12 protein-coding genes are annotated in these 14,399 nt (G+C 37.1%); 9 read left to right on the top strand and 3 right to left on the bottom strand.

The window, feature by feature from the left end; genetic code table 11:
* The first annotated feature begins 158 nt into the window (after positions 1 to 158).
* Positions 159 to 1,598, top strand: coding sequence for an MFS transporter (locus tag ABF682_RS09575; RefSeq protein WP_415619662.1), 1,440 nt, complete (start codon positions 159 to 161; stop codon positions 1,596 to 1,598).
* Positions 1,599 to 1,725: 127 nt separating this feature from the next.
* Positions 1,726 to 2,412: a glycerophosphodiester phosphodiesterase gene (locus tag ABF682_RS09570; protein ID WP_415619672.1), complete on the top strand. Its 687-nt coding sequence runs from the start codon at positions 1,726 to 1,728 to the stop codon at positions 2,410 to 2,412.
* Between the two features lie 167 nt (positions 2,413 to 2,579).
* Here the strand turns inward: ABF682_RS09570 and ABF682_RS09565 are convergent, their stop codons facing one another.
* Positions 2,580 to 4,526, bottom strand: a complete 1,947-nt coding sequence (locus ABF682_RS09565; protein WP_415619661.1) for a sucrose-specific PTS transporter subunit IIBC — start codon at positions 4,524 to 4,526, stop codon at positions 2,580 to 2,582.
* A gap of 205 nt (positions 4,527 to 4,731) precedes the next feature.
* Between ABF682_RS09565 and ABF682_RS09560 the strand changes: the two genes are divergently transcribed.
* From ABF682_RS09560 to scrK, 3 genes are read left to right on the top strand one after another with little or no spacing between them, the layout of a single operon-like run.
* Positions 4,732 to 6,222 (top strand): sucrose-6-phosphate hydrolase, encoded by a 1,491-nt coding sequence (locus ABF682_RS09560; protein ID WP_415619660.1) that lies wholly within the window; start codon positions 4,732 to 4,734, stop codon positions 6,220 to 6,222.
* A gap of 14 nt (positions 6,223 to 6,236) precedes the next feature.
* The gene (locus tag ABF682_RS09555) at positions 6,237 to 7,229 is read left to right on the top strand and encodes a LacI family DNA-binding transcriptional regulator (RefSeq protein ID WP_289980523.1); all 993 of its coding nucleotides are present in this window, start codon (positions 6,237 to 6,239) and stop codon (positions 7,227 to 7,229) included.
* Between the two features lie 32 nt (positions 7,230 to 7,261).
* Positions 7,262 to 8,134 carry a fructokinase ScrK gene (scrK, locus tag ABF682_RS09550; protein ID WP_415619659.1) on the top strand — a complete coding sequence of 291 codons (873 nt, stop codon included), beginning with the start codon at positions 7,262 to 7,264 and terminating at the stop codon, positions 8,132 to 8,134.
* A gap of 56 nt (positions 8,135 to 8,190) precedes the next feature.
* Here scrK and ABF682_RS09545 read toward each other — a convergent pair whose 3' ends face one another.
* Both ABF682_RS09545 and yidA read right to left on the bottom strand, forming a co-directional pair.
* The gene (locus ABF682_RS09545; protein WP_415619658.1) at positions 8,191 to 9,618 is read right to left on the bottom strand and encodes an MFS transporter; all 1,428 of its coding nucleotides are present in this window, start codon (positions 9,616 to 9,618) and stop codon (positions 8,191 to 8,193) included.
* 191 nt (positions 9,619 to 9,809) lie between these two features.
* Entirely contained in the window at positions 9,810 to 10,607 is a 798-nt protein-coding gene (gene yidA / locus ABF682_RS09540) for a sugar-phosphatase (protein WP_415619657.1), read from the bottom strand.
* Between the two features lie 261 nt (positions 10,608 to 10,868).
* Between yidA and ABF682_RS09535 the strand changes: the two genes are divergently transcribed.
* The 4 genes from ABF682_RS09535 to ABF682_RS09520 all read left to right on the top strand — a co-directional run bounded on the left by ABF682_RS09535 (position 10,869) and on the right by ABF682_RS09520 (position 14,326).
* Positions 10,869 to 11,324, top strand: a complete 456-nt coding sequence (locus ABF682_RS09535) for an Rrf2 family transcriptional regulator (RefSeq protein ID WP_289980530.1) — start codon at positions 10,869 to 10,871, stop codon at positions 11,322 to 11,324.
* A 326-nt stretch (positions 11,325 to 11,650) separates the two neighbouring features.
* On the top strand, positions 11,651 to 12,658 hold the full coding sequence (gene trpX, locus ABF682_RS09530) for a tryptophan ABC transporter substrate-binding protein (RefSeq protein WP_415619656.1): 1,008 nt from the start codon (positions 11,651 to 11,653) through the stop codon (positions 12,656 to 12,658).
* Complete coding sequence (locus ABF682_RS09525) at positions 12,655 to 13,557, top strand: ABC transporter permease (RefSeq protein ID WP_415619655.1); 903 nt, start codon at positions 12,655 to 12,657, stop codon at positions 13,555 to 13,557. Before trpX ends, ABF682_RS09525 begins: the two co-directional genes overlap by 4 nt.
* Entirely contained in the window at positions 13,547 to 14,326 is a 780-nt protein-coding gene (locus ABF682_RS09520; RefSeq protein WP_415619654.1) for an ABC transporter ATP-binding protein, read from the top strand. Before ABF682_RS09525 ends, ABF682_RS09520 begins: the two co-directional genes overlap by 11 nt.
* The last annotated feature ends 73 nt before the right edge of the window (positions 14,327 to 14,399 follow it).

The following is a 14,399-nucleotide window of genomic DNA, read 5'->3' as shown; positions in this document are numbered from 1 at the left end:
CCCTAGTAATCCCTTTCTGATAGTCATCACCTCCACTTATTATTACTATTCATTATAAAGGATAGTGCCCTAAAAATAAAATTTCAAAGTTTTAAGATTGCAAAAAAACTTGTTATATTCAATAATTAACTGATGCTAATAAAAAGGACGTTTGAATATTGAAAAAAAGTAATCGGATCTTGATTTTATGTGCTATTTTCATAGCAACATTTATGACTTCAGTAGAAGTTACCATTGTTACCACCGCTTTACCTTCCATCATCAGTCAGCTTCATGGTCTCTCATTTCAAAGTTGGATAATGAGTTCTTATCTCTTAACAACTGCCATCACTACTCCTATTTATGGAAAACTAGCAGACATTTGGGGAAGAAAATCATTATTTCAATTTGGCATTGTACTATTTACCCTTGGATCTTTACTGAGCGGTCTAGCTCCCAATATTTTCTTTCTAATTATCGCACGCTGTCTCCAAGGAATTGGTGCTGGTTCTGTAATTCCACTTACATTCACTATTATCGCGGATCTTTATTCGTTCAAGGAACGTGCAAAAGTCATGGCATTCACTAATACCGCGTGGGGGCTGTCTGCACTTATCGGTCCACTCTTAGGGGGATTCCTCGTGGATCAATTAAGCTGGCATTGGGTCTTTTTCGTCAATGTTCCCTTGGGAGTATTAGTATTTGCAGTAATTGCAGCTGGTTACCACGAAACTTATACGAAACAAAAAATTACTGACATTGATAAGGCGGGAGTATTCTTTCTATCACTTACCTTATTGCTATTACTGCTAGGCATTCAGCTGTTAAACACCCAACTTATTTTTGGAATCATCGTCCTTATAATCTCAAGCGCTTGTTTGCTATTCTTTTCCCTAGCAGAAAGAAGGGCAAAAGATCCAATAATTCCAATCTCAATGTTTGCTAATCGTACATTCTCAAATCAAGTTATTACAGCCACTTTGTTAAGTGGGATTTTGATTTGCTACGAAATATATTTTCCTATATGGTTGCAGTCGCTCTATCACGTTCCCGCAACAGTCTCTGGACTTGTTGTAACTTCAAGTTCTGTTATGTGGCTGCTTTCGTCCTTTTTTGTTGGCCCTTTGCTACAAAGGTTCTCCCCTAAAAAAATTATATTAGTTGTCGTTGTCATCCAATGCATAAGTTATCTGCCTCTACTGGGAGCTAGTATGGCTTTCCCCGACTGGGCATTCTATATAATTGCCGCAATTAGTGGTGCTGGTATGGGAGTCGTTATCAGCATGAATATCATGCTATGTCAACACTTGGTCACACCGGAACAAGTTGGGTCAGCAACAGCCATAATCACCTTGGGCAGATCGCTTGGACCAACTATAATGACTGGGATATATGGAGCTGCCTTAAATATTATTATTAAAAACAATCTTGACGGGATTTCACTTACTCAAGTTAACAACACTATCAGTTCTGCTAGTAAAAAGACGGCTGAAAATCAACTTAGTATTGAAAATATTATTTTACAAGCACTGCATGGTGTCTTTGGAATTGCGATTCTTCTTTTTATTGTTATCCTTATTGCTAACTTACTTGATCCAAATAAGAAAATCATCGACTAATTTGACAGTTGCGGGAGTATTCTTTACACATTAATTACAATATTTATAACAGTTTCTTACCCTACCGGATTATAATAATCGTTAGATAACAATCTTTTTGATTGAACTTCTAAAAGGGTGGTAAAAAATAATGGAACAAACTTTGATTTTTGGTCATCGTGGCTTCCCTGCAAAATACGCTGAGAATTCACTTGAAGGCTTCCGCTACGCAATTGAACATCACATAGATGGATTAGAATTTGATATTCATTTGACCAAAGACAGCATACCTGTCGTGCTTCATGATGAAACTGTTGATCGAACAACCGGTGAAAAGGGAGAAATTCGCTCCTTTTCTCTCTCAGAATTGCGTGAATTCAAATTAGATAATGGTGAACCAATTCCAACTTTAGCTGAAATACTTGAATTAGTTGGTACCTCTCCAGTTCAGTTGAATATTGAGTTAAAAACTGACAAAATAAGTTATCCTGGAATTGAAAAAATCGTTCTTGATACCGTTAAGGGTTATAATTTGGACAAACCTGTTATCTATTCATCTTTCAATTTGGATACATTAAAGAGATGCAAAAAAATTGATGCTTCGCAGCTATATTGCTGGTTAACTATGCACAAAGTACCTGAAGCTGCACTATTTATTAAAAAATTGGGTTTATCAGGGCTGCACCTGCACCATTACCAAAAAGGTGATATTCTCCAAAGAATTTGGACAGTGAACGACTCATTTAAAATCAAAAAATTATTTAATCAACAAGTAGCAGGAATCATTACCGATAATTTTGAAAAAGCCTTTAAAATCAGAGAAAAAATGTTGTAAAAAAAGAGGATATGCTAGGAGTCAGATAAATTTGAGGACTAAACCGAAATTATGTGGAAAATTTTGACTTATGAAACGCATTTATTCGTGATCAATAGAGGACTAGATCAAAAGTTAACTTTTGATCTAGTCCTCTATTGATTCCAGAAAACACAAACCTATGCTTCCTAACGTCTCGTAACCGCCACTAATTTATCACCAACAGTCACCCTTTCTGTCTTGATTCTATCTACACTTGCATAATCAACAGTATTTGTCACCACAACCATCACCGTTGTATCATATCCAGCAGATTTGACAGCTACTACATCGAAATTCCCTAACTTCTGGCCTTTTTCTACGTGCTGTCCTTGAACAACTTCAGAAGTGAAATGCTTTCCCTTAAGCTCAACAGTATCAATTCCAAGGTGTAATAGGACTTCTGCACCATTGTCCGACTTTATTCCATATGCATGTTTTGTTTCATATGCAACAGTGATTTCACCAGAAACTGGGGCAAAAACATCTCCATTATTTGGAATAATTGCAGCGCCATCACCCATTAACTTGGCTGAAAATACCTTATCATTCACAGTAGTTAAAGATTCTGCTTCTCCGGCAACTGGAGCGACGATAATCTCATCTTTGAGATTTATTTGTCGTTGTGCAACTTCAGTAGCCTCTTGTTCAGTACCGCTTGCAACTGGTAATGGATCAATTAATTGCTGATGACTCTTTCCATATAGATAAGTTAACGTAAATGCCATTGCAAAACTAATTAATTCTCCAACTGCATACATTGGAATTGACTTAACATCAACCGACAAGAACCCAATAAAGCCAGCTGAGCCAAGCGAACGTGCCAAAACATGGAAGAAGCCTGCAAAAGCAGATGAAATTCCTGCAGCAATGATCGCACAAAAGAATGGAAACTTGAGTTTCAAATTAACTCCAAACATTGCTGGTTCTGTAATTCCTAAAAGAGCAGATGCACTCGCTGAAGATGCAAGACCACGTAGTTTTTGGTTTTTTGAAAGTAAGTATACCGCAAGACAGGCCGCACCTTGAGCAACATTAGCCATTGACGCGATTACAAAAATAAAATCACCACCGGTTTTTCCAATGTTTGAAATAAGCTGAGTCTCAATTGCTGGGAAGCTCTGATGCAATCCTGTAAGAACAATTGGGGAATACAATAATCCAAAGACCCCAGTCCCAACAAAACCACCAGTGTTATATAACCAAACAATTCCACTTGTGATACCATCACTGACCGTTCTCATCACTGGACCTACAACTGTAAAGGTCAATAACCCAGTTATAATAATTGCTAATAGTGGTGTAAAAGTAAAATCAAGGGCACTCGGCAATTTTTTGTGAAAGAATTTTTCTAGATTGGCTAAAATATAAACCGCTGCCAAAGTTGGAATTACTGAATTTTGATAACCTGCTTGGGCAACATTCAAGCCGAATATATGCCAATATGTCATCTTCCCCGCCGCCAAAGCTGTAGCAACATCACCAGAAGTTATTAATGATGGCGCACACATTATCATTCCCATTGCGGCTCCGAGATATTGATTCCCACCGAAGCGCTTCGCAGCTGAAACACCCACTAAAATTGGCATAAAAGTAAATGGTGCACCTGCCATCAAATTAATAATTTCATCTAGCCCTGTAAATTGTGGATACATCTGAATAATTGATTTAGCACCAAACAACCCTTGTGCAGTTAAAATATTATTAAGGGCCATCAATAAACCACCGGCAACTAAGGCTGGAATAATTGGAACAAAAATATCAGATAATAACTTTATGAATGCCATTACTGGATTAAATTTTTTGTCTTTTTCTACAACTTTTTTCAATTCTTCTGTGGTCGCTTCTGAAAGACCGGTCTGTTTTATTAATTCTTCATAAACATTGTTTACATCACCTGGGCCGATAATAATTTGAAACTGACCATTGGTTTTAAATGTCCCCTTGACTCCTGGATTATTTTCCAATGCATTTTGATCAATTTTTTCATCATCTTTTAACACTAGTCTTAAACGTGTAGCACAATGAGCTGCTGCCACAATATTATCTTGATTAAGAGCTTTTATAATATCTGTAGCTACTTTTTTGTGATTCATGATAATACACTCCTTTTTGAAAACGTTTTATTTACACTCCTATCATACCTAATAATTTCAATATGTCAATCGTTTATCACAAAACTTTTTTTTATTTATTTGTTGTTGTTATATATAGGATTAAAATGGTATTCGTTTGACATATTAACTTAAACACGATAAAATCAGCTCATATAAGATAACGGTTTCAAGGAGGAATATCTTTATGAAGTGGACACGGAAAAACTTATATTCACAATATGGTAAATGGTCAGCTGATTATTTATTAACGTTGCAGGCACAAGCAGCTAAGTCAAGCTTCCGACCAACATATCACATTGCACCAACCTCTGGATTACTAAACGATCCAAATGGCTTTTCCTTTTTTAATAACCAATGGCATTTGTTTTACCAATCTTTCCCCTTTGGACCCGTTCATGGTTTAAAATCATGGGTCCATTTAGTTTCAGATGACTTAGTTGACTGGCGCAATTTAGGAACTGCCCTAACTGCAGATACAGTTCACGACTCGCATGGTGTTTATTCTGGTTCCGCAACAGTCATTGATGAACAGTTGTTCTTAATGTACACAGGAAATGTCCGCGACAAGAATTGGGTTCGCCACCCATTCCAAAATGGAGCTTATTTGACAACAGATAATCAGTTTACAAAGTTAGCTCACCCATTAATTGAACAACCAAAACATGTAACCGATCATTTTAGGGATCCACAAATTTTAAAGAAAGATGATACTTATTTCGTATTACTTGGGGCACAAGACGCAGCTACCAAACGTGGAAAAATTTCTATTTTCAAATCGAAGAATTTAACTACCTGGGAAGATTTAGGTTATCTTAATTTCACGCAACAAGATATGGGATATATGATTGAATGCCCCAATCTTGTTGCCATTGATGGAAAACCAGTTCTTATTTTTTGTCCGCAAGGTCTCAACAAGAATATTATTAATTACAACAATATTTATCCAAATACCTATCTTGTCGGGGATACTTGTCAATTAGAAAAAGGTAAATTCAATAGTAGCCATCGTCTTGAACTGCTTGATCATGGTTTTGATATCTACGCTAGTCAGGCATTCAACGCACCCGATGGGAATGCTTATTTAGTTAGTTGGTTGGGATTGCCTGAAATTGATTACCCAACTGATTCTGAAAACTGGGCACATTGTATGAGTGTGGTGAAGAAGCTGACTATCAGAGACGATAAACTTTATCAAGAACCTGTCGCTGCTATCAAAAATTATCGTGAGGAACATGCAGTATTACATGGGTCACTAGACAGTCGGCAAAGAAAAGTAATCGTGGAAAAAGCTACGTTATCGTATGAGTTGGAACTATCTTTTCCCAAAAATCAGCAAGGAACCCTATCCTTATTGAATGGGCCTGATTCAGAGGGGTTAAAATTGCATTTTTCAACTTCTTCAGCTGCATTTTTTGAAATTGATCGTAAAAATTGTGGTCAAACTTTTGCAACAACTTATGGCACTAAACGCCGTGTATCTCTACAAAATAACGCACCTATTAAATTGCATATTCTTGTTGATCACTCTACATGTGAAGTTTTTATAAACGATGGAGAACTTGTTTTTAGTCAGCGCATTTTCCCAAACAACAATGATTTGCAAATCGTACTAGCTAGTGAAAGCGAAGTCATTTATAATGGTGATTGGTGGAAGATTTCAAATACAATCCACTAAAAGGGGGCTTTTGCGTGCGTCCAAAATTAATTGACGTTGCAAAAAAAGCAGGTGTCTCAGTTACAACAGTTTCTAGAGTAATCAATAACTATGGATATCTTAGTCAAGCAACTAAGGATAAGGTCCATGCAGCAATGGACTCGCTTAACTATCAACCAAATTCACTAGCACGTTCACTGCATGGTAAGAAAACACAGCTAGTTGGTGTGATTTTTCCTTCAATCATTAATCCCTTCTTTGCAGAACTAATTGAGCAGATTGAAAATAAATTATTCTCAAATAACTACAAAATAATTCTTTGCAATAGTGCTGATAATAGAGAAAAAGAACGCGACTACCTAAAAATGCTGATTGCTAATCAAGTTGACGGCATAATCGCAGGAACTCATAATTTAGGCATTAATGAATACAATAAAGTCGGGCTTCCAATCGTTTCTTTTGACCGGTTGCTATCCCCGAACATCCCGATTGTCAGTAGTGACAACTTCAAAGGGACTTCAATGGCAACTAGTGAACTTTATCAAGCTGGAGCTAGACATATTTATTTTCTAGGGAATCCACGAAAAGCAGGAAATCCCACTGATTATAGGCTTCAAGGCTATCAATCGACAATCAAAAAATTAAAGCTGACTTCACATGTTCACGCTATCAACTTTGCTGAGTCGCCTACTCTAAAGTTGCTTTCAATTAAGAAATTGCTGATGCAACACAATATAGATGGAATTGTTTGTTCTGATGACCTAACTGCGATTCTTGTTCTAAAGACCGCAAATGAATTGGATATTGCTGTTCCCGAGCAACTAAAAATTGTCGGTTTTGATGGAACATCATTCATTCAAGAGTATCATCCTGAATTATCGACAATTGTTCAGCCGATTTCTGATATTGCTTCTTTATTAGTAAGTATTCTACTTCAAAGAATTGATGAACCAGATTCTAAGCTTGAACAAACACAGTACATTTTACCTGTAAAGTTACTCCGTAGTCATTCAACATTTGGCTACTAAATAAAAACATAAAATTATCGGAGGTTAGTTTAATGCTCGTAGGAAGTATTGAAGCTGGCGGAACAAAATTTGTCTGTGCCGTTGGTGATGAAGAATATAATGTTAAAGAAAGTATTAGTTTCCCGACCGTTAAACCCGGAGAAACACTAAAAAAAGCTGTTGATTTTTTTAAAAAGTTTCCTGAATTAAAATCAATTGGAATTGCCTCTTTTGGGCCAATTGAAATCCGTCCATCCGCAGTGAACTACGGTTATGTGACTTCTACTCCTAAGCCTGGTTGGAAAGATACCGATTTTGTTGGTGTAATCAAGGATGCCCTTGATATCCCAATATTTTGGACAACCGATGTCAATGGTTCTGCTTATGGAGAATACATGGCTTATAAAAATAAAAAAGAAGAGCTTAATTCTCTGGTCTACTATACAGTGGGAACTGGGATAGGTGCCGGTGTTATTATTGATGGGAAGTTCATTGGCAGCCAAGGTCACCCTGAATTGGGCCACGTCTTTGTCAAACATCATCCAGCGGATTTAGACTTTAAGGGAACTTGCCCTTATCATGGCGATTGCCTTGAGGGATTAGCTTCTGGTCCGACGTTCAAAGCCCGATTGGGAGTCCCCGGTCAAGAGGTTCCTTTGACTGATCCAACGTGGGATATCATTGCCTACTATATTGCACAGGCAGCAGTGCAGACGACACTTACTTTCAGACCACAAAAAATTATAATTGGCGGCGGTGTTTCAAGCGAAGAATTTCTAGTAAAAGTCCGAAAGCAGTTCAAAGAATTATTAAACGACTACATTGACGTAGCAAATCTAAATGACTATATTGTGACACCACTTGTCCCTAAGAATGGATCAGCAACTCAAGGTGATTTTGCATTAGCAATTAAGGCCATGAAGTAAAAAACTTCCTTTGAGATCTTTTAACTAAAGACTCTCAAAGGAAGTTTTTATATACTTTATTGTTTCCTTGTCCTCATCCAGACACGATACAGTGTCAATAACCAGGTAAATGAAATAATATATGTTGCACTTGTGAAAGCAATATGCATGCCATACACAAAAACACTGGCATCATGAGCTGGGTAACTAGTAATTGTATAGCCTATCTTTTGACTCATAGCAAAATACAAAATTGTGGTCACAAGGCTTGTTCCAGAAATCATCCCTAGATTTCTAGCCAGTGCATTCATCGCTCCAGCTACACCTAGCTTTGCTTTAGGTGCATTGGTCATAATCAAAGCATTATTGGGCGTTTGGAAAAATGACATACCTATTCCACCAAGTACCAAGAGACCTCCTACAAATAATAAAGAGGACTCACCATTAACGACCCTCCAGCCGAAAAATGAAAGTACCAAGACTGTTAATCCTAATAGTGTGACATACTCCTGGTCAAATTTATCTGCGATATAGCCTGCGATTGGTGTTCCAATCAGCATCGTTACTGGCCAAATCATCATATAAATCCCCGCAGTTCCTGACGAAATCCCTCTTAGATTTTCAAAATAAAATGGTAATAACACATTGATAAAAAAATTACTTGTAAATATTAGAAAGGCAGCAATCAGGCTAATCGTAAACAACGAAGATTTAAAAATCGTTAAGTCTAACAACGGCTTGGTCGTGTGTAATTCATGAACTATAAAATAAGCTAATAATGCGATTGAAACGACAAATGCTCCCATTGGGATAGCTTCTACAAAGCCTTGCTCTTGCCCAATATTTACTCCTAAAAAGAAGATACTGATTGTCAAGAACAAACTGATAATCCCTAAGTAATCAAAAGTAACCTTTGCAACAGATTTCGTTTCTTGCGGTAATACTTTTATTCCAATAATAATTGCTATAATGCCGACAGGTACATTTACCCAGAAAATATACGACCATTTAAAATGTTCCAATATTAGTCCGCCAAGACCTGGTCCAGTAATTGTACCTAACGACACAAACATTGCATTTAAAGCCATTGCACGCGCACGCATCTTCAAAGGAGCTGCCCCTGTTATGATCCCAAAGCTATTACTCATTGTCATCGCAGCTCCCACCGCTTGAATAATCCGTGCAAAGAGCAGAAACCATAAACCTAGATTAATCCCAGCAAGTAGCGAACCAATCGTAAAAACATAAGTTCCAACTTTAAAAACCCTGATTTTCCCTATCTGATCACCCAAGCCTCCCAAAAAAGTTACTAATCCTGAGATAAATATTAAATAAATTGCTACAGTCCAAGTCGCTTTATTCATAGGAATTGATAAATCTTTAGAGATTACGGGTAAGGCAATATTAATAATTGATGAATCTAAAGTTGACATAAAAGTAAATATTCCTACCGCTGCAATCATCAACCAAATATTTTGCCGCGCTTTACTGTCCCCATTCTTCATTTCAAAACCTCCATCATCCTCTTTTATAATAAAGCAAATTTTCATTTTGAAACTTCATTATACAAATGAGTTATCTTCACTTATGCTAACCAAATAAAAAGAGTTGCTTAAAATTGCTACAACTCTAACACTATTTATATTTATCTCACATAGAAAAAAATAGAATCCACTAAAGATACTCTCAACCGTGACTATAAAACATATTTTTCAATTGCTTCTGCTACTCCATCATGATCGTTATCAGCAGTAGTTACACTCGCTGCCTCTTTAATCTGTGGAATAGCATTCTCCATCGCAACGCCCAACCCTGCAAATTTAATCATACTTAAATCATTTTGCTCATCGCCAATTGCCATGATTTCATCTGGTTTTATTCCAAGAACTGTTCCTAACTTAGACAAAGCATTCCCCTTGTTAACTCCTTTTGCATTGGCTTCTAGATAAAAAGGTGCACTTTTAGTAAAAACAAGATTAGCTTCCATCTTTGAAAATGGTTCCCAATTACTTAAAGCCTGATCTAAAATAGCTTGATCATCAATAAACATTGCCTTGATTAGGTTGACATGACTCATCTCATTCGGTGTACGGTATGATATTCCCAGTGAAACTAATGTACTCTCATAAACCGTATAATATCCGATATCTTTATTTGCTGTGTAGATTCTGTCCTCACTAATTGCATGAAAGTGCAAATTCAGCTTTCGAGCCAACTTTTCAAGTTTAAGATAATCTTGGTAGGTGATTGGCTGTGAGCTGATTATCTTGCCTGAAGTAGTCTGAACCACTGCACCACCGAAGCAAACTACATATTGCTCTGCTTGATCATCCAATTCCAATTCTTTCAATAATTCTCTGACCCCTGAGATTGGTCTGCCCGTACATATCACAACCTTGATATTCCTTTTTTTGGCCTGTGTAATTGCCTGCTTGACCCGCTCAGTTAATTTCTTTTGTGAGTTTACTAATGTTCCATCTATGTCAATTGCCACTAATCTAATTGAAATTGTAATCCCCTCATTTCTTATTCACTTTAATTTATATTTTAGACTAACTTTAAATTAATTTTTTGTAAAGCGTTCCCAATTCCAAAAGCCTTTCTAAACCTTATTAACCCATTTCATGTTACTTTTTATATTCTATGTAATTTTAACACATATCAGCTTGAAACTAACAAACTTCTTTATTTATTTTTTTAATATTTTGTGCTATATTACTTTTAAAGTAACAACAGAGGAAAGGAGTGCCTTCTAATGGCTAATAATCGTTTAAGTGACCTGATTCATATTCTAGTGTATATTGAGATGCATGATAAACAAAAACTCACAAGCGAATTGATTGCAAGTAGTCTTAATACTAATCCTAGTTTGACGCGCAGAATGATGGGACAACTGCGAAAAGCAAACTTACTTGAAACAACCCAAGGAGCTGCTTGTCCTAAATTGACAAAAGATCCAAGCAAGATTACTATCTTTGATGTATATATGGCAACTTGTCCTGATTCTCCGCTTTTAAAAGTTGATCAAAATACTTCAAAAGAGTGCCAAGTTGGGCATATTATCCCAACGATTTTAAACAAATACTACTTAGAAATTCAAAGTACTACAGAAGCTAAAATGCGGAAAGTAACCATCGCAGATATTGCTGATGATGTTAGGATGGATATTGAGCATCATCAAGAAAACAAGAGCACTTTTGCAAAAACTTAATAATTATTCTTGACACTTTGGATAATTAACAATATACTAACATCAACAATTATTGAAGGGACGAGTTTGATTATGAGAAAGTCTAATTTATTCAAAATGAATAGTTCATGGCAAAGCCGGCATAGCGGATTGTAATTCGTAATTACACGGATACAATCTGGCAAACAGTTTGTATCTGTGCCGACTAACTTTCTTGTATTCTAGAAGAAGTCTGAAGTCTGCATGGGTCTACACAGCAGGCTTTGGTTCGAGGGCGACCAAGCATGCTGGTTTGCCCTTTTTATTTGCTCTCATTATTTATAATAAAAAATGGGGAGATTTTAATTATGAAAAGACTTTATGGATTTATTGCCGCACTAGTTATATTTTTGGGAGTCGCCTTTTTTATGACACAAAACAACTCGTCAAATACTGCCGCAGCGAAGAAAAAAATACCTACTGTTGGAATCTTGCAGTTAATGACTCATCCTGCACTCAATCAGATTCATAAGGGCTTTGTAGCTGGTTTAAAAGAATACGGCTATATCCCTGGCAAAAATATTAAGATTGACTTTCAAAATGCACAAGGTGATCAGAGCAACTTAAAAACCATGAGTACTAAATTTGCAAATGAGAAAGTTTCACTAATGGCAGGTATTGCCACTCCTGCAGCACAAGCTCTGGCTAATGTCGCTGGTAACAAAACGCCTGTCATTCTTGCAGGCATAACTAATCCATCTGGGGCTGGTCTAATTAAAACTGATAAGCATCCTGGTGCTAACATCACTGGTACTTCAGGCGAATCACCATTAAAGAAGCAACTGGCATTGCTAAAGGCAGTGATGCCCAATGCCAAAACAGTCGGTATTATCTACACATCATCCGATCATGGTGGTACCTATAATGCAAAAAAATTCGCTGCACTTTGTAAAAAAGAAGGTATAAACTATAAGCTCTACACTATTTCAGGCACAAATGACATGCAGCAAGTTGCCGAACAAATGGTTTCACAAGTTGATGCAGTTTATGCTCCGCAAGACAACGAGGTAGCTTCGGCTATGAAAACCTTGGTTGAAGTTGCAAACACATCCAAGATTCCCGTATTTGCAGCTGCTGACACAATGGTTAAAGATGGCGGTATTGCATCATATGCAATCAGTCAATACAAATTAGGCAAAGTCGCTGGCGAAATGGCTGCACAAGTTCTTCGCGGCAGAAAAACTAAAAATTTCCCAGTTGAATATGTAACTAAGGGCGAATATGTAATCAACACAAAAGAAGCTAAGTTATTAGGAATTACGTTACCTGATGATATTGTCAAACAAGCACAAAATAAAGGAGAGGTTTTCAAATGAGTATGGTTGTCTCAAGTATTGGTCAAGGTCTCTTATGGGCTATATTGGGAGTTGCTTTATTTTTAACATTCCGTATCTTGAATTTTCCAGATATGACTGTTGAAGGAACCTTCCCGCTAGGTGCTGCTGTAACAACTGCTGCAATCACTCGTGGGGTTTCTCCTTTCCTCGCGTGCCTTCTTGGTTTTATCGCTGGCGCACTTGCAGGATTACTAACCGGATTGCTATACACAAAAGGCAAGATTCCTATCTTGCTAGCTGGAATTCTTGTAATGACAGCGTGTTTGTCCATCAACCTGCGAATCATGAGTGGCTCAAATATCTCTTTATTAGGGAAGCAGACTATTTTCTCAAATCATTTTCTTGAGTCACTTCCTAAATATTTTGATAGTGTTTTCGTTGGCTTAGTCACAGTAGCGATAATCACCATTTTATTAATGCTCTTTCTCCAGACCGAGTTGGGGCAGGCATTCATCGCAACCGGTGACAACCCAACGATGGCCCGTTCACTGGGGATTAACACAGACTCCATGACCATTATGGGACTAATGCTTTCTAACGGAATTATCGGTCTTGGTGGGGCTTTAATCTCCCAAAGCAATGGTTATGCAGATGTTAACATGGGAATTGGAATCATTGTGATTGCCCTTGCATCAATTATTATTGGGGAAGTTGTCTTTGGTGAGTTAACACTTAATCAAAGACTAATTGCTGTAACCCTAGGAAGTATTATCTACCGTTTTGTCATTTTAATTGTTTTACAACTTGGTTTCAGCACAAACGATCTCAATTTACTGTCAGCAATAATCTTGGCTCTTTGCCTAATGTCGCCTGTATTAGGTAAAAAACTAAACTTGACTAAAATTCTCACTCAAGGGGGGAGTAGAAATGCAAAATAAACCCATTCTTTCTCTAAAAAACATCGTTACAACTGTAAATTCAGGAACTCCTTCTGAGAATATTATTTTAAGTAATCTAAATCTTGATATCTTTTCTGGAGATTTCATTACAGTTTTAGGTTCAAATGGTGCTGGTAAATCCACACTTTTCAATACAATTGCCGGTAATCTTGCAATAACTAGTGGTCATATTCTATTAAATGGAAAAGAGATTGCAAAGGAAACAGTTGAAAAAAGAGCACAATACTTAGGAAGGGTCTTCCAAGATCCAAAAATGGGTACAGCTCCCCGAATGACTGTTGCTGAAAACTTGAATTTAGCCCTGCGTCGAGGAAACTCGCGCAACTTAACACTTCGTCACTTAACTAGTCACAAATCGCATTTTAAAGAATTGACTAGTTCTATGAGCAATGGATTAAACACCAAGCTAGATGTTGCAACCGAGAACCTTTCTGGTGGCCAAAGGCAGGCACTTAGTTTTTTGATGGCCATTATCAAGAAACCTGAACTACTATTACTTGATGAACACACGGCTGCATTAGATCCTAAAACAAGCTTTCAACTAATGGAAGAAACAAACAAGACAATCTCCGAGCAGCACCTGACTTGCTTGATGATTACACATCACTTGGATGATGCGCTAAAATACGGCAATCGCCTAATTGTGTTAGATAAGGGTAAAGTTGTTTTTGATGTTGCTGGCCCTGAAAAAGAAAAACTCACTAAGAAACGACTACTGAGTTTCTTTAATGACCTAATTGAAGCATAGCTTTGAAATTCAATTTAAAAAAGGATTATGCCCAAATTATACGGCATAATCCTTTTTCCCTATTCTCTGCACT

Origin of the sequence: Liquorilactobacillus sp., from assembly GCF_047719775.1 — a bacterium.
Lineage (GTDB): Bacteria > Bacillota > Bacilli > Lactobacillales > Lactobacillaceae > Liquorilactobacillus.
This window is presented reverse-complemented; position numbering and strand designations above follow the sequence as displayed.